22 protein-coding genes are annotated in these 25,356 nt (G+C 28.8%); 12 read left to right on the plus strand and 10 right to left on the minus strand.

The genetic code is table 11. The features are described 5' to 3' along the window. Positions 1 to 5: 5 nt before the first annotated feature. The 5 genes from PVA18_RS02475 to gyrB all read right to left on the minus strand — a co-directional run bounded on the left by PVA18_RS02475 (position 6) and on the right by gyrB (position 7,771). Complete coding sequence (locus tag PVA18_RS02475) at positions 6 to 1,187, minus strand: NADH-quinone oxidoreductase subunit D (protein WP_045804610.1); 1,182 nt, start codon at positions 1,185 to 1,187, stop codon at positions 6 to 8. Positions 1,188 to 1,762: 575 nt separating this feature from the next. After that, positions 1,763 to 2,869 carry an NADH-quinone oxidoreductase subunit NuoH gene (gene nuoH, locus PVA18_RS02480; protein WP_045804609.1) on the minus strand — a complete coding sequence of 369 codons (1,107 nt, stop codon included), beginning with the start codon at positions 2,867 to 2,869 and terminating at the stop codon, positions 1,763 to 1,765. A gap of 6 nt (positions 2,870 to 2,875) precedes the next feature. After that, entirely contained in the window at positions 2,876 to 4,930 is a 2,055-nt protein-coding gene (nuoG, locus tag PVA18_RS02485) for an NADH-quinone oxidoreductase subunit NuoG (RefSeq protein WP_045804608.1), read from the minus strand. 9 nt (positions 4,931 to 4,939) lie between these two features. After that, on the minus strand, positions 4,940 to 5,158 hold the full coding sequence (locus PVA18_RS02490; protein ID WP_045804607.1) for a hypothetical protein: 219 nt from the start codon (positions 5,156 to 5,158) through the stop codon (positions 4,940 to 4,942). Between the two features lie 216 nt (positions 5,159 to 5,374). Then, positions 5,375 to 7,771, minus strand: a complete 2,397-nt coding sequence (gene gyrB, locus PVA18_RS02495; RefSeq protein WP_045804606.1) for a DNA topoisomerase (ATP-hydrolyzing) subunit B — start codon at positions 7,769 to 7,771, stop codon at positions 5,375 to 5,377. Positions 7,772 to 8,091: 320 nt separating this feature from the next. Here gyrB and PVA18_RS02500 point away from each other — a divergent pair, with 320 nt between their 5' ends. After that, positions 8,092 to 8,988 (plus strand): aspartate carbamoyltransferase catalytic subunit, encoded by an 897-nt coding sequence (locus tag PVA18_RS02500; protein WP_045804605.1) that lies wholly within the window; start codon positions 8,092 to 8,094, stop codon positions 8,986 to 8,988. Between the two features lie 10 nt (positions 8,989 to 8,998). Then, the gene (gene truA / locus PVA18_RS02505; protein ID WP_045804604.1) at positions 8,999 to 9,736 is read left to right on the plus strand and encodes a tRNA pseudouridine(38-40) synthase TruA; all 738 of its coding nucleotides are present in this window, start codon (positions 8,999 to 9,001) and stop codon (positions 9,734 to 9,736) included. Between the two features lie 1,034 nt (positions 9,737 to 10,770). Here the strand turns inward: truA and PVA18_RS02510 are convergent. From PVA18_RS02510 to PVA18_RS02520, 3 genes are all read right to left on the minus strand, one after another. Continuing rightward, a complete protein-coding gene (locus PVA18_RS02510) occupies positions 10,771 to 11,172 on the minus strand; it encodes an outer membrane protein assembly factor BamE (RefSeq protein ID WP_045804603.1) in 402 nt (133 codons plus the stop codon). A gap of 139 nt (positions 11,173 to 11,311) precedes the next feature. Beyond that, entirely contained in the window at positions 11,312 to 12,847 is a 1,536-nt protein-coding gene (locus tag PVA18_RS02515) for a lysine--tRNA ligase (RefSeq protein WP_045804602.1), read from the minus strand. 280 nt (positions 12,848 to 13,127) lie between these two features. Beyond that, a complete protein-coding gene (locus PVA18_RS02520; RefSeq protein ID WP_045804601.1) occupies positions 13,128 to 13,850 on the minus strand; it encodes an alpha/beta hydrolase in 723 nt (240 codons plus the stop codon). 401 nt (positions 13,851 to 14,251) lie between these two features. Between PVA18_RS02520 and PVA18_RS02525 the strand changes: the two genes are divergently transcribed. From PVA18_RS02525 to PVA18_RS02565, 9 genes are all read left to right on the plus strand, one after another. Further along, positions 14,252 to 15,826: an aminotransferase class V-fold PLP-dependent enzyme gene (locus tag PVA18_RS02525; protein WP_045804600.1), complete on the plus strand. Its 1,575-nt coding sequence runs from the start codon at positions 14,252 to 14,254 to the stop codon at positions 15,824 to 15,826. Between the two features lie 64 nt (positions 15,827 to 15,890). Then, positions 15,891 to 17,126 carry an IscS subfamily cysteine desulfurase gene (locus PVA18_RS02530; RefSeq protein ID WP_045804599.1) on the plus strand — a complete coding sequence of 412 codons (1,236 nt, stop codon included), beginning with the start codon at positions 15,891 to 15,893 and terminating at the stop codon, positions 17,124 to 17,126. Positions 17,127 to 17,163: 37 nt separating this feature from the next. After that, positions 17,164 to 17,577 (plus strand): Fe-S cluster assembly scaffold IscU, encoded by a 414-nt coding sequence (iscU, locus tag PVA18_RS02535; RefSeq protein WP_024072047.1) that lies wholly within the window; start codon positions 17,164 to 17,166, stop codon positions 17,575 to 17,577. A gap of 28 nt (positions 17,578 to 17,605) precedes the next feature. Continuing rightward, positions 17,606 to 18,037, plus strand: a complete 432-nt coding sequence (locus PVA18_RS02540) for a HesB/IscA family protein (RefSeq protein WP_082058904.1) — start codon at positions 17,606 to 17,608, stop codon at positions 18,035 to 18,037. Next, a complete protein-coding gene (gene hscB, locus PVA18_RS02545; RefSeq protein ID WP_231568490.1) occupies positions 17,994 to 18,467 on the plus strand; it encodes a Fe-S protein assembly co-chaperone HscB in 474 nt (157 codons plus the stop codon). The genes PVA18_RS02540 and hscB overlap by 44 nt, the downstream gene beginning before the upstream one ends. Beyond that, positions 18,467 to 20,323, plus strand: coding sequence for a Fe-S protein assembly chaperone HscA (gene hscA / locus PVA18_RS02550; RefSeq protein ID WP_045804597.1), 1,857 nt, complete (start codon positions 18,467 to 18,469; stop codon positions 20,321 to 20,323). Before hscB ends, hscA begins: the two co-directional genes overlap by 1 nt. Before the next feature lie 21 nt (positions 20,324 to 20,344). Next, positions 20,345 to 20,695, plus strand: a complete 351-nt coding sequence (locus tag PVA18_RS02555) for a ferredoxin family 2Fe-2S iron-sulfur cluster binding protein (protein WP_024072043.1) — start codon at positions 20,345 to 20,347, stop codon at positions 20,693 to 20,695. 17 nt (positions 20,696 to 20,712) lie between these two features. Next, positions 20,713 to 21,777 carry a hypothetical protein gene (locus tag PVA18_RS02560; protein WP_045804596.1) on the plus strand — a complete coding sequence of 355 codons (1,065 nt, stop codon included), beginning with the start codon at positions 20,713 to 20,715 and terminating at the stop codon, positions 21,775 to 21,777. Beyond that, a complete protein-coding gene (locus PVA18_RS02565; protein ID WP_024072041.1) occupies positions 21,761 to 22,162 on the plus strand; it encodes a cytochrome c-type biogenesis protein in 402 nt (133 codons plus the stop codon). The genes PVA18_RS02560 and PVA18_RS02565 overlap by 17 nt, the downstream gene beginning before the upstream one ends. A 160-nt stretch (positions 22,163 to 22,322) precedes the next feature. On the opposite strand, the gene ubiG is transcribed toward PVA18_RS02565, so the two are convergent. After that, positions 22,323 to 23,042 carry a bifunctional 2-polyprenyl-6-hydroxyphenol methylase/3-demethylubiquinol 3-O-methyltransferase UbiG gene (gene ubiG, locus PVA18_RS02570; protein ID WP_045804595.1) on the minus strand — a complete coding sequence of 240 codons (720 nt, stop codon included), beginning with the start codon at positions 23,040 to 23,042 and terminating at the stop codon, positions 22,323 to 22,325. Further along, the gene (gene rpiB, locus PVA18_RS02575) at positions 23,039 to 23,488 is read right to left on the minus strand and encodes a ribose 5-phosphate isomerase B (protein ID WP_045804594.1); all 450 of its coding nucleotides are present in this window, start codon (positions 23,486 to 23,488) and stop codon (positions 23,039 to 23,041) included. Before rpiB ends, ubiG begins: the two co-directional genes overlap by 4 nt. A 149-nt stretch (positions 23,489 to 23,637) precedes the next feature. Between rpiB and PVA18_RS02580 the strand changes: the two genes are divergently transcribed. Further along, a complete protein-coding gene (locus PVA18_RS02580) occupies positions 23,638 to 23,877 on the plus strand; it encodes a hypothetical protein (protein ID WP_045804593.1) in 240 nt (79 codons plus the stop codon). Positions 23,878 to 25,356: the final 1,479 nt, after the last annotated feature.

Raw genomic sequence — 25,356 nt, forward strand, 5'->3', positions numbered from 1 at the left:
ACTCATTACCTATCTATCTCTCCGAATACTATATCTAAAGATCCAATTATAGCTGTTAGATCAGCTAACATATGACCTCTTGCTATCATATCTATCGCTTGCAAATGAGCAAATCCAGGAGCTCTAATTCTACATCGATACGGTTTATTCGTTCCATCAGACACTATGTATACACCAAATTCACCCTTTGGAGCTTCAACAGCTATATAAGTTTCCCCCACTGGAACACTATAGCCTTCTGAATATAATTTAAAATGATGTATTAATGCTTCCATAGATTCTTTCATTTCTGACCTTTTTGGTGGAGCAATTTTTCTATCATCTGTTTTTACTGGACCACTTGGAAGACGATCTAAGCATTGTTCAAGTAGTTTTATCGACTGTCTGATTTCTGCCATTCTTACTAAATAACGATCATAACAATCTCCTCTTTCTCCAATAGGAACTTCAAATTCTAAATTTTCATATATTTCATAAGGTTGGCTTTTACGTAAGTCCCAAGGAATGCCACAAGCCCTTAACATTGGCCCGGAAAAACCCCAATCTAAGGCCTGTTCTTTTGATACAATACCAATATCAACATTACGTTGTTTCCAAATCCTATTTTCAGTTAATAAATTGTCAATATCATCTATAAATTTAGGAAAAGTTTTAATGAATTTAAATATATCATCAACTAAATCATCTGGTATATCAGCTGCTACACCTCCAGGACGAATATAAGCAGAATGAAATCTTGCACCTGATGCTCTCTCATAAAAACCTAAAATTTTCTCTCTTTCTTCAAACATCCATAATAAAGGTGTCATAGCACCTATATCCAACGCTTGACTTGATATATTCAATAAGTGATTTAATATTCTAGTTAATTCACAAAAAATAACACGTAAATATTTTGCTCTAATTGGTATTTCACACTTTAACAATTTTTCCACACATAAAGAATAAGCATGTTCTTGAGACATTGGAGATACATAATCAAGGCGATCAAAATATGGTAAAGCTTGTAAATACGTTTTATATTCTATTAACTTTTCTGTCCCTCTATGTAATAACCCGATATGTGGATCTATCCTTTCTATTACTTCACCACCCATTTCTAAAACTAAACGCATTACACCATGAGCTGCTGGGTGTTGAGGACCGAAATTTAAAGTCATTGGTGTAATCTTGACTTGATCAGACATTTACTAAAATTACCAAGTATATAACCATAAATTATGTAAGCACACACATGACATGTCAAGAACAAGCTTTTTATATAGCAGTTTTATATTACATAAGTAAATGTAAAAAATAACTTTACTATATGGAAAAATATATGAAAGAATTATACATCTTTTTACCTTATTAGCTGTTGGCACAATATCTATAAATGAATGTTGTGCTAATACTACTTATTCTTGAATGATTTGTAACCCAGTTGCTTTTTTTCTATAAGTACAGCATTAGGTTTCCAATGATTTGCTAAGTTTATTATTTCTTATTTTTAATTGTTGATATTCTAGTTTTACTTTATACACTTCTAATAAGAAGAAGCAGTTGTTTATGTAAGATCATGTTGTACATACACTATAAATTACTTTTCTTGCTAGAAGAAGTTCTGTATCCCAACTTTGATATTGCTACCTTCATTGCTATAGGAACTATATCTTTGAATCCATCTGTATTTTATTATTCTGTTGGTAAATGAATCGAGTTTTGTTGACATTGAGCTACAAATGTATATGATCCAAGGTCTATTTAATTATTTATATAAAATCTATTCATGTATACGCAGTATGTATTGATTACCTACATCTTTATTAGGTAATGAATCCGTATATACCAGAATACCTGAGACCAATACTACCCACAGCAAAGATATAGGTAAAAATACTTTCCATCCCAATCTCATCAACTGATCATAACGATACCTAGGAATAGTAGCACGAATCCATATAAAGCAAAATAGTAAAACCACTATCTTCAATATAAACCATACAATTCCAGGAATTATATATAAAAAGCTAATGTTTAAAGGTGGATACCATCCACCAAAAAAAAATATTACTGCCATTGCATTAATTAATATCATATTTGCATATTCCCCTAAAAAGAATAATGCAAATGGCATAGATGAATATTCAACATTATATCCGGATACCAATTCTGATTCTGCTTCTGGCAAATCAAAAGGATGTCTATTAGTTTCAGCTAAGGCTGAAATAAAAAAAATACATGCCATCGGAAGTAGCAATAAATCTATCCAATAAGGCATATTATGCCGTGCTACAACTATCTCTCCTAATTTTAATGATCCAGTTGCTAATAATACTGTGACTATAGTTAACCCTATAGATACCTCATATGATATCATCTGTGATGCAGATCTGATTGCACCTAAAAAAGCATAATTAGAGTTACTTGACCACCCAGCTATTATAATTCCGTAAACTCCAAGAGAAGAAATAGCTAAAATATATAATACCCCAATATTTATATTAGCAATAGCATTAGGCGTTATTATCTCATACCCATCATTCACTATTACATCAGCACCAAATGGAATTACAGCCCATCCTAATAAAGCTAAAGTAAAAGTAATGATTGGAGCAATAAAAAAGCATATCTTATTTGATTTAAAAGGAATAATATGTTCCTTGATAATGAGTTTCACGGCATCAGCAAAAGGCTGTAACAAACCAAAAGGTCCAACAACATTGGGACCTTGCCTTAGCTGTATTGCTGCAATAACTTTACGTTCCATATACACTAAATAAGCAACAGATACCATAACTGAAATTATTACCGTCATTATTTTTATAAATAACGCAATACCACTACTTATATAACTGAAAAAATCCAAAAAAACATTATAATAACTCATACTTACCTAATCTTTATTTGCAAAAGCTTTTACACAATCTGCCATTATAATAGATGCGCGACTAATTGGATTTGTCATATAGAAATTAAAATCTTTATTAATAAATACACTATCCTTTTCCAAAATAATACTTTCATCAATTGAAGTCCACTTATTAGGAATCAAATTCCCAATATTTTCTTCACGAAACTGCTCTCCCAATCTTGACAATTTATCTCTAACACAACCCAAAGTATCATATTGCATATTCACTTTTAAATATCTTGATAATTCTTTAATAATTAACCAATCTTCCTTCGCTATACCAGGAGGAAAAACAGCTATATTTGTTCTTTGTACTCTACCTTCAGTATTAACATAAGTTGCATTTTTTTCAGTATATGCTGCACCAGGTAATATTACATCTGCAATTTGAGCACCTCTATCTCCATGATGTCCCTGATATATAATAAAAGAAGATTCAGAAGGAGAAATTTCTACTTCATCTGCACCTAGTAAATATAAAACCTCTATTTCACCAGAACTTATGCCATTAATTATATTAGATATTATATTAGTATTAGAATTAGGAACAAACCCAACATCCAAAGCACCTACTCTAGCAGCAGCTTTGTGTAAAACATTAAATCCATTCCAATCATTTCTTAACATGCCAAATTTTTCTGCAATTTTAGCAGCTAATGTAAATATAGAATTACCATTTTCACCAATTAGAGCATCTTGCCCTATTATTAACATAGGATTTTTTGCATACTTTAACAACTCAGAAAAAGAAGGTACCCTTTCATGTAAGATATCATCTAATACTAAACAATTATTCCCTAAATTTTCTACTTTATAATTAAAATTATTATATAAACCTAAACTCGCAACTCTAAATCCTCCTTGTAAATACCTTTTACGCAGTCTTGCGTTAATTATAGGCGCTTCAAGTCTTATATTTGTATTAATCAATAAACACAAATCTGCACTTTCTATATTAGATATACCAGTATTAAACACATAAACAGCTCTGCTATTAGTAGGTACTATTGATCCATCTTGTCTACATTCTATATTAGGACTACCTAATTCATGCATAAGTTCCTTTAGTAGCAGCATAGATTCACAATCTGCTAAGTCTCCAGCAATTGCTGCAATTTTATTTCCAGAAGCACTACTAATTTTCTTGGCAATCACATTAAATGCTTCTTCCCATGTTGCAGGTAACAGATGTCCATTCTTTCTTATATATGGTTTATCTAACCTTTGTAATTTTAAACCATCATATGAAAAACGTGCTTTATCTGATATCCATTCCTCATTTATATCTTCATTTAATCTAGGTAATATCCTCATTATTTCTAGACCACGTGTATCAACTCTAATATTACTGCATACAGCATCTAGTACATCTATTGTCTCACAATGACGTAATTCCCAAGATCTAGCTTTAAATGCATAAGGTTTTGAAGTTAACGCACCAACTGGACAAAGATCTATTATATTACCAGATAGCTCTGAGGTAATACACTTAGAAATATATGTATCTATCTCCATATTTTCACCACGACCAATCGTACCTAATTCATAACTACCAGCAACATCTGATAAAAACCTAACACATCTAGTACAATGTATACATCTAGTCATTGTGTTTTCTATCAATGGCCCAAAATTCTTCTTTTTTACAGCACGTTTTCTTTCTTCATATCTGCTTTTACCTCTACCATATAGCATGGTTTGATCTTGTAAGTCACATTCCCCACCTTGATCACAGATTGGACAATCTAAAGGATGATTAATTAATAAAAACTCTAGTACTCCTTCCCTAGCTTTTTTTATCTTGTCAGTATTAGTTTTAACTATCATACCCTCTGCAACAGGCATTGCACAAGAAGCTGCAGGTTTAGGTGGACCACCAACAATTTCTACTAAACACATTCTACAATTACCTGCTATAGCAAGCCTTTCATGATAACAGAACCTTGGTATCTGTATTCCAGCAATCTCACAAGCTTGGAGTACAGTCATCCCCTCTTCAACTTCTATTTCTAAAGAATCTATAACTAATTTAACCACGCACTACCTTTACATGTTAGCCCATTCTATAGTATTACCGCTATTATCCTGTACTAAATCACCATTATCATATTGACCTGCAATAAAAATTTTGCCTAACTCTCTATCAATATATTTAACTGGCTTTACAGCTTTACCATTATACATTTTTTGAGCTGTACCTTTTTTCCGCTGTAATGGATTATTCTTACTTGCTGTTTTTGCAACCTTAACCCCCTTCTTAGCCATAATACCCCCGTAGCTATAAAATCATGAAGTAATAGCATATTTTATCATTTAAGTTTCCAACGTCAATAAATTATATGGTTACAATCTCTAATGATTTGTTATTTTAATTTTTTACTTTTATAAAAATAGTATACATTATCAATTCATATAGAATTATAAATAGTAGTACAAACTATATTACTAAAATATCAACACTTTTTATTATTATTTATATAATTACACATCAATATTTTGTACATTTAAAGCATTATTATTGATAAAATTACGTCTTGGTTCTACAAAATCACCCATAAGTATTGAAAATATTGAATCAGCAGCTTCACAATCAGCTATTTTAATCTTAAGGAGTGTTCTTGTCTCAGGATTTAATGTAGTATCCCACAACTGATCTGCATTCATCTCACCTAAACCTTTAAACCTTTGTAAGGTCATATCCTTTTTACCAAATTCAATAATATTATCCACTAAAGAAGTAGGTGAATTTATTTTTATATTATTGTCTTTTGTAGATAAAATAGGCGTATTAGAAAAAATATCCTCAATTTCATTACACATATTGATAACATGCTGAATATCTTCTGAATTCATTATTGTATCATCAATATAGTACTTATCAACCAACCCATGGGACAACCTAAAAATACTTATCTCATCTTTTCTAGGTATTTCAACACTCCACTCATATTCATAAAAAACCTTATTCAAATGATTAGATATCGCACTAGCAGAATCAAAATTATGCTTCTTAAAGAAAATAATTAACGATTCTAAAACATTCTGAGGAATTATCCTATCATAAGACTTTGTTATTTTACTAATATTCATACATTGATGTAAAACTTTATACAGACTACTACCTGAATAACTTTTGGTTCCAGTAAGGGTTAGGTCTTTTATCGCATTACTAATTATATAATCATGCAGCATATCATCGTTTTTTATATAAAACTCTTTCTTATGTTTTGTAACCTTATAAAGTGGAGGCTGTGCAATATATAAATAGCCTTTCTCTATTACCTCACGCATATAACGAAAAAAGAATGTCAACAATAAAGTTCTAATATGTGATCCATCAACGTCTGCATCTGTCATAATGATAACTTTGTGATAACGTACTTTTTCAATATCAAAATCTTCAGTACCAATATTACTACCTATTGCTGTAATTAATGATGCAATTTCTGCTGATGATAATATGCGATCTAAACTTGCACGTTCTACATTTAATATCTTTCCTTTCAAAGATAATACAGCTTGAGAACGCCTATCACGCCCTTGCTTTGCAGAACCACCTGCAGAATTACCTTCTACAATAAACAACTCAGATAATTCTGGAGATTTCTCCTGACAATCTGCTAATTTTCCTGGTAAAATGGTAAAATCAAAACCATTTTTACTTTTTATTAAATCTCTTGCTCTGCGAGCAGCTTCCCTTCCTTTGGCAGATCTAATTATTCTTTCTAGAATACTAGTGGCTAATTTAGGATTATTTTCAAAAATATTTGTAAGCTTTTCATATACTATATTTTCCACAGCTGTCCTAGCTTCAGAACTCACTAATTTATCTTTAGTTTGAGATGAAAATTTAGGATCAGGTAATTTTATTGATAACACACAAGTCAAGCCTTCTCTTACATCTTCTCCCAAAATACTCACTTTTGCTTTTTTCAAGAAACCTTCATTCACAGCATAATTATTAATACAACGCGTCATAGCTGATCTAAATCCTGCAAGATGAGTTCCTCCATCCTTTTGTCTTATATTATTTGTAAAGCATAGCATATTTTCATAATAAGAATCATTCCAATGCATTGACAATTCTAAGCTGATTCCATGTTCAAGGACAATACCTTCTATATGAACAATTTTAGTCACAGCAGTCTTATTACGATCAAGATATTTTACAAACGCAGACGTTCCTCTATCTTCTGTATCACCAATTTTCGAAATGTCTTTAAAACCAAAAGATGAACTTAATACTTGAGTGCCTCTCAAATCCTTTAGGTTGATATTAATATTAGAATTAAGGAATGACAGCTCTCTGATACGATTTTCTAGTGTTGAATAACTAAAATTGACAAATGAAAAAATATTTTTAGACGGCAAAAAAGTAATTTTAGTACCTTTTTTAGTTATATTTTCACCAACTACAGATAATGGTTTTACAGCTACTCCATCTTCAAAACGCACAAAATACTCTTTACCATTACGCCATATAGTTAACTCCAACCAACTTGAAAGAGCATTTACAACTGATACTCCAACACCATGAAGCCCACCTGACACCTTATAAGTATTGTGATCAAATTTACCACCAGCATGCAATTGTGTCATAATCACTTCAGCAGCAGATACACCTTCATCTTCATGCATATCTACAGGTATACCTCTACCATTATCTATAACAGAAACAGAACCATCACTTTGAATTGCAATATCTATTTTATTACAAAAACCAGCAAGTGCTTCGTCTATAGAGTTATCAATAACCTCATATACCATATGATGTAAGCCAGATCCATCATCAGTGTCTCCAATATACATACCTGGTCTTTTCCTGACTGCATCAAGACCTTTTAAAACAGTAATGGAACTTGCATTATAATCATCCATAGCAATATTATACTTAATTAAGTGACGAGGTATTATATACTGTAGAAAATTTTAGACAAAGTAAAAAAAGTCTTTAATTATAAGTTTAATGTATTATAACAAGCACATATAGTATATTTTAAGTAATAATGTTAACTAATAAAATTAAAAATCCTTAATCTAAAATTATCAAATAATCAACTAAATTAATATACTGCTATTCAACTCATGTTATAAAAACAACTTGAACATCAAATTGTAGAAAAATTTCATATAAATCTTATAAATAACATGTATAAAATATATAATTCAATCAACAATATTTTAAAAACAGGAATTTAATGAAGACATTGCTAGAAATAAGTAATCTAACATCTAATGATGTAGAATCCATTTTTAACCTTACAATGCAATATTTCAATGATAAAAATCTTAATCCCAATATTCTAAATGGAAAAGTCATCATTAACCTATTCTTTGAAAGCTCAACACGTACTCTATCTTCTTTCGAAATTGCAGAAAAATCACTAGGTGCACATTCAATCACTTTAAATATTAATACATCATCTATAAATAAAGGAGAAAGCATTATAGATACTATTTTAAATATAAATGCAATGAATCCTGATCTAATTGTTATAAGGTCACAATATAGTCAATTTATTAAAAAAATATCTGAATATTTACCAAGCTGTTCTATAATAAATGCTGGAGATGGACATCATGAACATCCGACACAAGCACTAATAGATTATTGTACTATACGTTATATAAAAAAAGATGTTAATAATTTAAATATATCTATATGTGGAGATATATTACATAGTAGAGTTGCAAGATCAAATATAAGGTTATTATCTAGATATGGAGCTAATATAGCTTTAGTTGCTCCTCCAACATTATTATGCAATTTGAAAGGTGTATCACACATATACCACAATCTAATCAAAGGGATATGCAATGCAGATGTTATAATACTATTAAGATTACAAAAAGAACGTATTATTAATTCCGTTATTCCTTCAGAAACAGAATACTCTCATTTATATATGCTAAATAATGAAAAATTACTATTATATGCAAAAAAGGACGTTATAGTCATGCATCCAGGTCCAACAAACAAAGGAATAGAAATTTCTAATAACACAGCAGAAAAAAATTCCGTAATTCTATTACAAGTAAAGATGGGTGTTGCAGTACGTAAAGCCATATTACATTATTTATTATGCAACAACTAAATGAACAATAATGCGATATAAAATTGTTATAGAATATAATGGTTCTAATTTTATTGGATGGCAAAAACAAAAACATTTATCAAATTCTATTCAAGAAATTCTTGAAAAAGCAATATTCGAATTCTCACAACAACACACTACAGTATATGTTGCAGGAAGAACTGATGCTGGTGTGCATGCTTTAGGACAAGTAGCACATTTTGACCTCACAAAAGACTTTGATACATATGTAGTAAGGAATGCAATAAATCATCACTTAGTACCTCACGCAATCGCTATATTAAGCGTAGAAAAAACAGATGATAAATTCCATGCAAGGTTCTCAGCAAAAAAACGTCATTACTTATACAGGATAATAAATCGTTATTCACCTCTAACAATAGATCACAATCGTGCATGGCTTATACATAATCCTTTGAATATTGACAATATGATACAAGCTATCGAATATATAAAAGGTAATCATGATTTTTCTAGTTTTAGAGCAAGACATTGTCAATCCAAAAGTCCAGTAAAAACAATAGATGATTTACAAATTATTCATAATAATCAATCCATCAATATTCATATTTCTGCTATATCATTCTTACATCACCAAGTACGTATTATTATAGGTACACTAGTAGAATGTGGAAAAAATAACTTCCCACCAGAATACACAAAGAATATCTTAGAAGCAAAAAATAGGTCTTGTGCTGGTATGACAGCACCACCATATGGTTTGTATTTTGTAAAAGTAGATTACTAAAATTCTATATAACACAAAAAATATACTTTCAGAAGAAACTAAATCTAGATACAAAAACTTACCCATAATTCTTAAGTAAAACAGTAAAGTAAATACAAATAATTAAAGTGAATATTTAAGTAATGATTAGAAATATACATTTACGTATTACAAGAATAATAATCAAATCATATTGTACAAAAAAAACTACCAAAAGTTATAAAATTTGCTAACAGTCTTTAAATCAAATAATAATATAAATACAAATAGTTAAATAGAATATTTAAGGATAATCTACATTTTTTAACTATTACAAAAATTTATAGATGTATGGTATTATTAACTTACACATAAGCAATATAGAAAAAGGTATTTATTCAAATTACTTATCTTAGTCAGATGATTTCTAATTTTTCTGCTTCTTGGTTATTGCATTTTATAATACATAAAATTCTTAATATTAAATAATAAATTGCTTTTAGCATGTAGAAAAATATTAAAGAGGACACATGGATATATCACTGAATTTATAATATATTAAACTTGACAATAATGCACCCCCTATAGTTCTGTACATGAGAACTTTAAATCATTATGATAATTTATAATATGATAATTTATAAATTTTTTATGCTCCAAATAATACTATTGCTTTAGATCTGATACAAGTAAGAACTGAGCTAAAATTGGGTTATAAATTCATCACGTTACAGCACTAATGTAACAAATAAATTTTTCTTTAAAAGCAAGAATAATTGTAAAATTTATATGTAATATATGAACCTTGTAACGTATTATTAAATTGATTATCCTTAGTTAATACTAGATTTAAAATAAAAAACACGCAAATTGTAAAATACAACAGCTAATTTTTAGCTTTTGTTTTAGTACACTACTTTTTTTATAAATATTATCATAGAAATATTCACTAAATAATCCAATAATATGTAATTTACTGTAAATACGCATAGACGATATACACCAAAAACTAGGTGCTATCCTGAATACATTGAAATATAGGATTACGTAATAGAGATAGAAAACACCACTATTGTTTATTTTAATTTATTATCAAACTTACGAAGTAAACTATCATGTATACCAGTAACTGATGTATTCTTCTTTGACAACTTTGTTAAATTTTTCCTATCTACTGTAATATTTTGTACGTCTATAACTTCATTGGTCTGAGAATCAAAAGTTAATTTTAAAACAAGAGATTCATATTCTTTTGCTGAAAAAAAACGTTTCTTATAAATGCTATAAGCAACATAATACCATACATTATCTTCAATAACGCATGGATCACCTATACGCTGTATAACCTGACTACTTAAATCCCCAATTTTTATATCATTCCATAAATTAACTTCTGAAGCAGGATAGCCATGATGAATAACTATAGTACCACAGCTACTTAATAAAAATAAAGCTATACAAATAACTCTAGTTAGCATAACATCTCAAAAATAAATATCCTGTAAGCTATCACAATTTCATTAATTGGTCAATTTCATAAATCATATATTTTTAAATCTATTACTAAAAACAAAAATACTGTATTTAATAAAAAACTTTTCTTTTTGCATACTCTTTCTATCTTTGTAACGCTTGATCAATTAGATCTACAGTATTATTTACTCCATATAATTTTATAAAAGATCCAAGTCTGGGACCATGACTTTGTCCTAACAAAATTTCATAAAAACTTTGAAAACAAGATCGCAAATCATTAAAACAATATTTTTTCATTAAAGAAAATACATTACTTTGTATTTCCTCAGGCGTAATATTTTCTGGAAAATCATTAAGCATATTCTTTAATTCATCTAATATAATTCTTTCATCGTGATCCGGAATTTTATAAATTTTATGTGGTTTAACAAAATCATGATAATATTTAACCGAAAAATCTACTAATTGAGATAATATTTTATTATCCTGTAAATCATTATTACCTTTATAATTCTTGATAAATCCCCATAGTACTTCGCTATTTTCAGCATTACACGCTGATGCTAAATTCAATAGTAAAGAAAAACTTAATCCAAAAATATCAATTAACGGTACATTTCCATTATGAATATGCCATACAGGATTATCACAACTAACATTGTTATGATAATCGTCTACCAGATATAAATAATCATCCATAGAACGCGGTATAACATCAAAATATAGCTTTTTTGCCTTTTTAGGATTTTGTAATATGTACAATGCTAAACTTTCAGCAGGAGCATAAGACAACCAATCTTCTATTGATATACCATTACCTTTTGATTTTGAAATTTTTCTACCTTCTTTATCAAGAAATAATTCATAACAAAATAAAACAGGAGGAGTACTACCTAAAATTTCACATATCTTGCTAGACAATTCTGCAGACGTTTGTAAATCTTTACCATATGCTTCATATTTTATATTAAGTGCCGACCACCTCATCCCCCAATCTGGTTTCCATTGTAATTTACATGTTCCACCTGTAACTGGAATTTGAACAATTTCTCCATTCTCATCTTTGTAAGAAACAGTACCTAACACAATATCAATATCAATAATAGGCACTTGCAATACTTTTGAAGTTTTAGGACATATTGGCAAAAATGGACTATAAGTCTTCTGTCTCTCAGCACCTAATGTAGGTAACATAACATCCATCACTTTATCATAATTTTTTAGTAGCAAAAGTAATTTTTCGTCGTATAAACCATTTCTATAACACTCTGTTGCACTTTTAAATTCATAGTCAAAATTAAATAAATCAAGAAATTTACATAACAACATATTCATATGGTGTCCATAACTCTTACAAGCACAGAAAGGATCTGGTATCATAGTCAAAGGTTTGCCCAAATGGGCAGCTATCATATCCTTATTCGGAATATTATCAGGTATTTTTCGCAATCCATCCATATCATCCGACACAACTATAATTTTTGTTGCAATATTAGGACAGATTTTACGTAGTGCATTCATTATTGCTGTAGTACGTAATACTTCCCCAAAAGTACCAATATGAGGAAGCCCTGAAGGACCATATCCAGTTTCAAAAATAATTTCCGTATTCTCTCCAAACTTCTTTAATATTTTTTCTGCTTCTTGAAATGGCCAAAATTTATATTGTCCCATCATAATATATTAAATTGATAGCTTATAATCCACCTATCTATAACACAAAATGCATAAAGTAGCAAAACATATAGCAGGCTATATAAATATACAAAAAAAATTAGCCTACAGAATTTATAATAATCGTTTTAAAATATCCTACAAATTTATTTACTAAACACTAGTGAAAACCTTTATAGAATAGAATATAACTTTTCGTTATGAGACCACATGTTCAGAATAATAGGAAACCAATAGATTTTCAGTGGTGATGTAAACTAAAAATAATTCTCAATATTTAAAATTATACTGGATCATCATGCATAACAACACGACGTTGTTTTATTTTCTTCTGTATAATCCCTTTTTTACGGCTATCCACAGATTCAGATAAGCGAAACTTTATATAATTATCAACAATTTCATTAAACTTATCCATATGATCACGAAAAAAGTGATCTGCCTTCTCTATAACGTAATATTGCATATATTCACTTTTGATGGAATTACTTAACCTAGCAGCAAGCTGAGATACTGCAGCTTCATCGGAAATGCTGTCTTGATCACCTTGAACAATTAATCCAGGTACAGGACAAGGTGATAAAAATGAAAAATCATATTTATTTGCAGGTGGTGAGACTGCTATAAATCCTTCAACTTCAGGACGTCTCATCATTAATTGCATAGCAACCCATGCTCCAAAAGAAAACCCAGCAACCCAAAAAGGAGCTGAAGCCACATTATTATTTTGCAACCAATCTGCTGCTGCTGCACCATCACTTAATTCACCTATACCTTTTTCAAAATTACCTGACGATTTACCTACCCCACGAAAATTAATCCTTAAGACAGAAAAGCCATTATTAGCAAATATATTGTATAAATTGTACACAATTTTATTATCCATATTTCCACCATATTGAGGATGAGGATGAAAAATTAAAGCAAGTGGAGCACCCAACGTTTTATTATGATGATATTTTCCTTCAATTTTACCAACTGCACCATTAAAAAATATTTCTCTCATGAATTAACTTCCTTAAATAAAAAAATGAGTAAATTATAAACCTCAATCAATTTTACCAACTGCACCATTAAAAAATATTTCTCTCATGAATTAACTTCCTTAGATAAAAAATGAGTAAATTATAAACCTCAACCTTACAATAATAAGAAAAAAACTCAACTTTACAAAGTTTTTTATGATAATAGAACAAAATCCTAGATCATTAACTTATACTAAATTATCTAATAAGAACTTACATGTAAAAAATTAAAATTAACTTTATATATTCTAACTAATAAAAACCTACTTGACATAAGGTATATTAATGATACGCTAACACATTGTTGATTGTAATAAAAAAATCTTTCATAACAATGTTTCAACAAAATTGAATAGCTAGGTAAAGACTTGGGAAATTTAATATGTTAATTACAACAAGGCTACGTTATGCTGTTATGTTTATGGTAAAGCTAGCTCATGAATATTATGTACTAAAAGGTAGCATTCAACCAAAAAAAATGTCACATATCGCAAACAGCCAATCTCTTTCTGAAGGATACCTTGAACAGGTTATTGTAAAATTAAAAAAGCAAGGATTAATAAACGCTATAAAAGGTCCTGGTGGAGGCTATTCTTTAAGTAAAAGTCCAGATTTAATTACACTTACCCTTATCCTTAAGTCTATAGGAGAAAATGTAAAAATTACAAGGTGTAAAAATGATCTCATGGGATGCTTATCAAATAATGCCAGATGTGTTACCCATAATTTATGGGATAACATAGGCAATCATATAAAAAAACATCTAAATAGCATTTCATTAGAAGATATAGTCAATGATAACTTTAAATCTAAAACCACAGTAAGCAACAATATCAATCAATACATATATGCGGACTATAATTCAATGTCAACTATATCCCCTGTAGTTAAAAAGCAATTAGATAACCTATCTTCTCTAAGTATATATAATCCATCATCAACACATAAATTAGGACAAAATACAAAAAGCATTATAGAAAAAGCAAGAGAAATAGCTATTAATCAATTGAACGCTATAAATCATGATGTAATCTTTACTTCATCTGGTACAGAAGCTAATAATTTAGTAATAAATAGTACTACTGGTTATAAACATTTAATTTCTTCTATAGAACATTTGTCTATTATGAATTGTGCTACAAATGCAGAATTAATTCCTGTAAATTCTAATGGTATAGTGTGCTTAGATACGTTAAGTAATACTTTGCGCAAATTTAAAGGTGAAAAAGTTCTTGTATCAATAATGACCGCAAATAATGAAACTGGAGTTATTCAACCTATAAAAGAAATAGTAGAAATATCACATAAATTTGGTGCAATAGTCCACACAGATGCTATACAAGCATGTGGAAAGGTTCATATAGATATTGAAGATTTAGGAGTAGATTTATTAACAATCTCATCACACAAACTTGGAAGCATTGCCGGAACTGGTATACTATTTTTCAATAGTAAAAAAATTAAAATAAAACCTATAATATTAGGTGGACATCAAGAAAAAGGATTACGCGCAGGCACTGAGAATGTCATATCAATTTATTTATTATCTATATCTTTAAGCAATTTGGAAGATTCCGTGAAAAAGATGTCTACCATTGAGAAGCTACGTGATAAACTAGAACATGAAATACTAAATTTAGTACCTGAAGCTCAAATTTTTGGCAGAAATGCACCAAGGTTACCAAATACTACATGCATTGCAATGCCAAACGTAAATAGCGAAATACAAATAATAAGTTTTGATGTTGATAATATTGCAGTTGGTAGTGGATCTGCTTGTTCTTCTGGAGCATTAGAACGTTCTCATGTATTAGCTGCAATGGGAGTAGATGACAATATAGCTAAAAATTCAATCAGAATTAGTCTTAGTCATGATGTAACAGACACTCAGGTAACAAAAATAGTCAATTGTTGGTACAAAATATATCAGAATAATCAATTACTAAAATTAAATTAGGTAAAATAATGCAAAAATTAGAAGATTATTATATAATTAATATTATCAGTGATAGGTTATAAACATGGAAAAAGCAGGACAACAACATATTAATTTACCTATATTTCTTGACTATCAATCTACAACAAAAACAGATGATAGGGTATTGGAAGCTATGATACCCTATTTCAAACAATTTTCTAATCCTCATTCACGCAGTCACTCTTTTGGGTGGAAAGCTGAATCAGCTGTTGAACTAGCTAGGGAAAGGGTTGCATCTTTAATAAATGCTGAAGCTAAAGAGATAATATTTACTTCAGGAGCAACAGAATCAAATAATTTAGCAATCAAAGGAGTAGCAAACTTCTATAAAAATAAAGGAAATCATATAATTACAGTACGTACAGAACATAAATGTGTTTTAGATTCATGTCGCCACTTAGAGACAGAAGGATTCCATGTTACTTACTTAGATGTACAGAAAAACGGTATCTTAAACTTAGACTTACTAAAATCATCTATAACCAATAAAACAATATTAGTGTCAGTAATGATGGTAAATAATGAAATTGGTGTTATTCAACCAATTGAAGAAATAGGAAGAATTTGCCATGAACATGGAATATTTTTTCATACTGATGCAGCTCAAGCTTTTGGCAAAATACCAATAGATGTTAATAAAATGAACATTGATCTCTTAAGTATATCAGGACACAAAATATATGCTCCAATGGGTATAGGAGCACTATACGTACGTAAACGTCAACCACGAGTACGACTTACTACTATGATCAACGGAGGTGGGCAAGAACGCGGTATGAGATCAGGAACAATACCTACTCCATTAGCTGTAGGGTTAGGAGAAGCAGCACATATAGCTCAAGAAGTAATGGAAGAAGAGAATACTAGAATAAGAGAATTGCGTGATATTTTATACAATGAAATAAAAAAAAATTTATCATATGTTGTATTAAATGGTGATTATGAACAACGCATAGCAGGAAACTTAAATTTAAGTTTCCCCTATGTTGAAGGAGAATCTACTATCATGGCAATTAATAATCTTGCAGTAAGTTCAGGTTCTGCTTGTACTTCGGCTTCTCTAGAACCATCTTACGTTTTACGTGCTTTAAACATCGATAAAGATTTAGAACATTCATCGATTAGATTTGGTATAGGTAGATTTACTACAAAAGAAGAAATTTTATATGCTGCAGAACTTATTGTTAACAGCATAAAAAAACTACGTGAGATGAGCCCATTATGGGAAATGGTTCAAGAAGGTATAGATCTTAATAATATCAAATGGGACGCACACTGATTTTGTTATTATATTTTTGCAATTATGAGGTAATATTATGAGTTATAGTGAATCTCTTCTAGAGTATTATAAAAATCCTAAAAATGTTGGTACTTTATCTAAAGAAGATTATAATGTTGGGACTGGATTAGTAGGAGCTCCAAGTTGTGGAGATGTAATGAAATTACAAATAAAAGTAGATGATAACGGGAGAATTATTGATGCAAAATTCAAAACTTTCGGGTGTGGAGCTGCAATTGCAGCAAGTTCTTTAGCAACAGAATTAATAAAAGGTAAGACAATAGATGAAGCACAACAGCTAAAAAATACCGTATTAGTAAAAGAATTAAGCTTGCCTCCAGTAAAAATACACTGTTCTTTACTTGCAGAGGATGCTGTAAAAGCTGCTATAAACGATTATAATATGAAGCAAGCAAATAAAAAAGATAAGCTTTCGTCTCTAAGTGAGTAAATATAAAATATTAAGGTAAGGTTTCGATATGAGCAATGAAACTTCTGTATCTTACAATAATGAAAACAATTCATGTAGTTCACAGATCAGGTATTATATAAATAGTGAGATAGCAAGTAACTCCCCCATTATTATTACAGAACATGCTATAAAAAAAATAAGAGAGCTTATAAAGCAAAAAGAAGGTGCTGCCATTGGAATTAGGATTATGGTAAAACAAAAAGGATGTTTTGGATTTAAATATAATATTGAATATGCATATGATATCAAATTATTAGACGTAGAAATTAAAGTAGAATATCAAAATGAGAGTTTTACAATATTAATTGATCCAAAGGCAATGATGTTTATTAATGGAACAGAAATGGACCATGTAGAAAATAAAATATCTTCAGGTTTTATATTTAAAAATCCTAATGAAAAGGGAAGATGTGGATGTGGAGAAAGTTTCTATGTATAAAGATTATTTTTCACTATTTAAATTAAAACCACAATTTTCTATCAATATGCAAATATTAGAACAGAACTATATAGCATTACAAAGTAACTATCATCCAGATTTATTTTCTTTGAAGTTAGAGAAAAAATTAGCATTAGATAATATAGCAGAAATAAACAAAGCATACCAGGTTTTAAAATCCTATATAAAAAGAGCAGAATACTTATTGCAAATTAAGGGAATTACTACCAGCAAAAACGATATAAATCATATAGTAGAAGAAATATTTAAGATACAGGAGTCAAGTAATATTGATATTCAGAGCCAAATTTTATTATCTACTAAAGCCATGGAAGATGCTTTTGCCATAGAAGATTTTTATGAAGCTGCAAAACAGGTAATGAGATTAAAATATCTTAATAAAATTCAAGAGGATAGGAGTATTATTTAATGCAATTAATTAATATAACAGACCCAAAGATCAATAAAAATACATTAGCATTTGGAATAGATTTAGGAACTACTAATTCTTTAATATCTATGGTTGATAGCGAAGGTAAAGTTATTATATTTTCAGATGAGAATGGTAAATCTCTCATCCCTTCGACAGTAAGTTATACTGACAACCAAATACAGGTAGGAAAAACCCATTCCAATCAAACCATTTCTTCAGTAAAAAGATTAATGGGAAAATCAATTAAAGATATTAATAAATTATCTTCAGAGCTACCATTTCATATAACTGATAAAGGTGATAATAATATATATATAAATAAGCAAGATGGTACATGTGTTACACCAGTTGAAGTATCAGCGGAAATTCTTAAACAATTATGTAAAATTGTAAAAAATACTAGTAACTTAGAGGTAAAAAAAGTAGTTATAACAGTTCCTGCATATTTTGATGAAGCAGCAAGAAAAGCTACAAAAGATGCAGCACGTCTTGCCAATCTTGAAGTATTACGCCTTTTAAACGAACCTACTGCAGCAGCATTAGCATATGGCATAGGAAAACCAGAATATGAAAATAATATATATATGATATATGATTTAGGAGGTGGAACATTTGATGTTTCAATCCTAAAGTTACACAAAGGAGTATTCCAAGTATTAGCAACTGGTGGAGATACGAATTTAGGAGGTGATGATATAGATTACCTATTTGCAAAATTTATATATAATAAATATCAACAAGTGGAAAGTATTAATGATATAGTACTCAGTAAAGAATTACTAAATAATTTAATTCCAGACATAAAATATGCAAAAGAATACTTAAGTCAACATCATATTGGAAGTTTTAATTTTAAAATTTATGACAAAAACTTTTCTTGTAAAGTAAGCAGAGGTGAATTACAAGGTATAGTATCAGATTTATTGAATCAGACCTTAAGTATTACAACTTCAACAATTAATAGTATAGGACTAAATCTAAGTAATATTGCAAAAGTAATACTAGTAGGTGGCAGTACAAAAATGCCTATTATTAAAGACATGCTAAACAATATATTTTACAACAAAGTATTTTGCGATGTAGATCCTGAAAAAATAGTGGCAGTTGGGGCTGCATTACAAGCTTATTACTTATCCAATCCACACATAAAAAATAAAAATGTCTTAATAGATGCTCTACCGCTTTCGCTAGGTATAGAAACAATAGGTGGTATTGTAGAGAAAATCATTCCACGAAATACACCTATACCTACATCTGCAACGCAAGAATTCACTACCTACGTTGATGGACAAAGTTCTATACAAATACATGTCTGTCAAGGAGAACGGGAAATGATAGAACATAATAAATCTTTAGCAAAGTTTGAACTCAAAGGTATACCACCATTACCTGCAGGTGCTGCAAAAATTATAGTAGAATTTAAAGTTGATATGGATGGATTATTAATTGTTTCAGCACAAGAAAAATCTACAGGAATAAAACAATCTGTCAGTATAAACTATACATGTGAATTAGACAAGGAAGAAGTAGAAAATAATATTATGGATTCTATTGACAACTTCGATCATGATATGCATATACGCTCAATAGCTGAGCAAAAAATTGAAGGACAAAGAATTATTACACTTATCAAAAATGCATTAATTGAAGATAAAAACTTAATATCAGAATCGGAATTTAATACAATCAATAATGCTGTTGCAGAAGCTGAAGAAATATTACTAAATGGTAAAACTGATAAAATTAGAGATGTTATAAACAATGTTGAGAAACAAGCATATAATTTTATAAAAAAACGAATGGATTTTTATTTAAATAAATCCATTGATAACTGTAATATTAGTAATAAATAGACATATATATGGAGGTGCGTTGTGCCATTAATAACATTTATTTCACCAGATGGAAGCAGAAAAACATATGAAGCTTACGATGGAGAAACTTTATTAAGTTTAGCACATAGAAATAATGTGGATTTAGAAGGTGCATGTGAAGGTTCTTTAGCATGCTCTACTTGTCATGTAATAATCGAACCAAACTGGTATAATGTAGTTGAACAACATAACGAGATCTCTGATGAAGAAAATGATATGCTTGATTTAGCATTCGGACTGACAGATACTTCACGTCTTGGATGCCAAATTATTTTAACAAAAGAACTTGACGGATTATGTGTAATTTTACCTACCGAAACCCGTAATATATCTTTTGTAAAAAATAGTTAATCAAGTTATAAAAAATAATGAAGTATTTTAATAAAAAATTAATTGTAATATCATCAGTCGTTGTTGCATCAATTTCATCTTTATATGTAGGTATTTGGCTTGTTATTGCAACTCATGTAAAGGCAACTTTATCAAAATCTTTGGCACATATCCATGCAACACCTAGTAATGATATACACATTACAAATTTTCCTTTCATTCCAAAAATACATATATCAAGCTTACAGATAAACTCATCTTCATTAAACATACTTATTCCATCATTACTATTAAAGTATCACTTATTAAGCAACACATTAGAATTTTTAGGTTCAGATAATACTACATTAAAATTTGAAAATTTAATGAGAATCACAAATAATAATCAGCCTAATATATCAATATGTAGCCTGAATAAATCTAAATTATTAGTTAAACCATCCAAACATCTATTGTTTCTATTATTAGATAATAAAAATGAGAAAAAAGCATATTTCACATCCATGATATATGAAGACAATGGCATAACATGCAATGATAATGCTATTACAAATAAGAATCTATTACATATAGAAACTGATGAACATAAATCTTTAGATAATTTATTAACAATACTACAATATAAAATAAATGCCAGTGCCACCGATAATGCAGATATTAATATCAATATAAAAGATGCAATAGTGACATTAAGTATGTCAGATACTGAATTTAAAGAAATCAGTACTATCATAGATAATATAATGTTAGCATTCAAAAACTCATTAATTTCGATTTATGGGAAATTATCATTCCCATTATCTCTAGATAGTAAGATTAATAATGAAAAATTAACAATAGAAATGAGCAGTTATAAAGGTATCATAAAACAACTAGTCGAGATATTTCATGCTAAGTCACATTATAAAGACAAAATAGTTGACGCTTTACAAGATTATATATATGTAATTTCCGAAAAAAAAGACAATGGTAATATTATATTATCAATAAATGAGGTAACAAATCCTTTTAATATTTTTATTGGAAAAGTTCCTTATGAGGAATTTATAAAAAAAATACAAACCATTATAAATACTATGGACAGCCGTGAAAATAAAAAGTAATTTAATATTTATTATTATATTAATACTACCATTTTCTTCTGTTTACTCTTTTTCAATAGATGAGAAATTAATCAATAATAAAATGGAATTACGTGCAATTAATCTATTTAAAATAGTAAGATGCTTAATTTGTTCTGGTGAATCTATTTATGAATCGCAATCACAATTAGCTTATGATATGCGTTCAATGATACGCAATAAGATTCAAAATGGTTACGATGATAATCAAATAATTACTGAATTACGAAATTATTATGGAAATCAAATAACTATTATACCTCCATATAATCCATATACTTACTTGTTATGGATATTACCTACTCTTACCTTTGGAATAGGAATAATTATAATAATGAAACTCATCCATAATAAAAACTATAGGTAATTCAAATAGTTATATCTTATTATTAAATTAGATACCCAAGAATAATCTGATAATCCAACAATACTAAAATCTATTACCTAATATACTAGAATTATATACTACCTCTCCACATCAACTGACAAAATTAAATCTAATTACTTATTGTAATTTTTATGAATATCTAAACCTTTTGCGCAGTTAAAATATAATTTACAGAAATATCATTAGATAATATCCAATTTCTCCTTATTACATCAAAATTTATTCCCATGATGTCTTTTATAAATATACCACTAGGTAAAAATAAATTTGCGATTTCTGAAGGTTTAACAAATCTATTCCATTGATGAGTATTACGAGGAACAAAATTAAAAATATATTCAGCACATATTATCGCATATAATAAAGACTTTATAGTTCTATTTAATGTAGATAGAAATATTATCCCATTATCACTTAATACATTGTTTATAGCATTTATAAAAACTGATAAATTGTCAACATGCTCAACTACTTCCATAACAGTTATAATATCATATTTTTCCTTATTATTAATTAAGGATTCTATATCCATGCAGCAATAATTTAAATTACATAAATCACGTTCCAAAGCATGCGCCTTAGCGATACTAATACTTTCTTCGCTAGCATCTATACCAAGAACTTTCATACCAAAACGGGCCATAGATTCTGATAATAACCCACCTCCACAACCAATATCAAGAACTGACAATGATTTAAAATCTGCCCTAGGCACAACCTTATTTATGTAATCAACAATATACTTCATCCTTAAAGGATGTATTTTATGCAAAGCCCTGAATGGACCATCCTCATCCCACCATTTATTAGCTATCTTCGAAAATTTTGATAACTCATGTTGGTCAATTGTTTGATTCATAAACAATTATCTATTTTTGCTATCCTTTGTACATGTCTTCCTTCAGAAAATTTTGTAGTAAGAAATTTATAAACTATAGACTGAGCTTCTTCACAATTAACATACCTAGCCGCAAGACACAGTATATTGGCATTGTTATGTTCACGTGCTAACCTAGCTACTTCCACATTATAGCACAAAGCCGCTCTAATTTTCTTATGACGATTTGCTACAATACTCATTCCAATACCTGTACCACATATTAAAATACCAAACCCTAAAGTGTTGTTAATAACACAATTTACAACATTTTGTACATAATCTGGATAATCTACAGCAATACTGGATTCCACGCAACCATAGTCCTCTACTACATAACCCAATCCATCTAAATATAATTTAATAACCAATCTTAACTTTACCCCAGCATGATCAGAAGAAATAAAAACTTTCTGCATAGTTAACATAATTCAACATGATTTAATATCTATATGAAATAGGATGAAAAGTCAACATCATAAACACAATCACAACTTAAACGTTATAATTTCTCTTTACAAATTCAAGAGAATGGTGTAGAAACTTAATATAGATTTTAAATAACTTTGTTTAGGATATGAGTAAAGGAAAAGAAGATTCAGAAAACATTATAAAATGTACTTTATGTTATTTAAATAATATCAAATCTTATACATCTGCTTCTAAAAAGAACATAATAGAGGCTTTTGAATCTGGGTTAATTACAGAAGATCAGTTTGCTCATATGATATATCATGTAACAAAATTCATAAAAAAAATTGAAATATATGAAAATGTATTTCTAGAAATATACAACAATTATGTTATATGTAAGTAGTATTACTTATCTTTGTTGATGTAGTAATAATTAGCCTTTTTTCTATTGTAGGTAGTATTTAATCTACTAATATTTTTCTACTATATTATTTTTTTTCTCTTACAATATTTGTATTTCTGTTTTTTTTACTTAGAGAAGAATTAATAGTTGATAATACAATTTTCCTTTAATTACTTAGCGAAAAGGTAGTAAATGTCTTATGAAATTTCTAAAATTCAATCATTAGTATATTTCTGATATATTATCAATTCCAAAATACAAAGGTTTTTACAATCTGTTTACGTAACAGTGAGATATATAACACATAAATTTACAAGTAAGGTTTTTACAGTTGCATTGCATATACTAATGGTTTTAGGAAGAATTGGTAATATATAAAATAACCCCATAGAAATTTTTGACCTATATTAAATTATAATAATATCACCTTTTAAGTTTTACTATTAGACTAGTTACTTGCTTCAAACATAAAATTGATATATAAATTAAGAGCAACACATTATTCTCTACTTTATAAAAAAATTTCACATTTTGTCAAAACACAACTTTCCTATAGACCATTACATTATACTTAAAAAGACCTATAAAATCACCTCTTTTATATATTAATTAAATTTTTATTCTAGATACATACATAATAACATTCATAAATTTTCTTTTAGCAACATAGTACATACAAAATACAATTTTGAAAATCTTTAAATAAATTATCGATTTTGACCAGTTACAATGATATAAGCGCGCCTTGTTTGTAGAACTAGAACTTTTGTATATTACTATTATCCACCTTATAGTAAAAATAAATGGTCAATCCATCTTTACCAACGCTTCACTATCTACAAACAACTTCTCTTAATTCTGATTTGATAAACTGTATGTAATCTTTTATTTTTATGTCTATTGCAAAATCAATAACATAATATTATTGCAATCTAGAGAAATAACTTCAATCCAATAATTTTACAGCATCATATAAATTTCTCACTCCAGGCATTATAAATGGCCCACTTTTATTAGTAAGGACATCATACCATTATAACTTTTAATAAATCAGCACATATTACATAGGCATACCTCTTAGCCAACGTTGGTTGAAAATATGTTTGACCTGCACACAATCACAAACCACATGATCATGAGTTACCATAATACAATTACATAAGAAATCTACTTACCTACATGTGTATTTGATTATCACAAAATATAATCATCAATCTTATACAATAGTATTTCTATAATAAACAAACCATTTTACGTCTATTAAAGATCTCAACACAGTATTTCATAACTTAACTCGCCTTTAGACCTATTTCTTAGCTATTTCACATCTTACATTATACTGTACTACTTGTAACCTTAGTAGTTGATAATATACTCATGAAAAACATTTATACTAGCTTGCTACTTTCTTTGGAACTTTATAACAACTTTTTGTAGAAATTTTTCTAAAATTCTTAATAATTCTTTTTAATATGATAA

Origin of the sequence: Ehrlichia muris subsp. eauclairensis, from assembly GCF_051097115.1 — a bacterium.
Classification (GTDB): domain Bacteria; phylum Pseudomonadota; class Alphaproteobacteria; order Rickettsiales; family Anaplasmataceae; genus Ehrlichia; species Ehrlichia muris.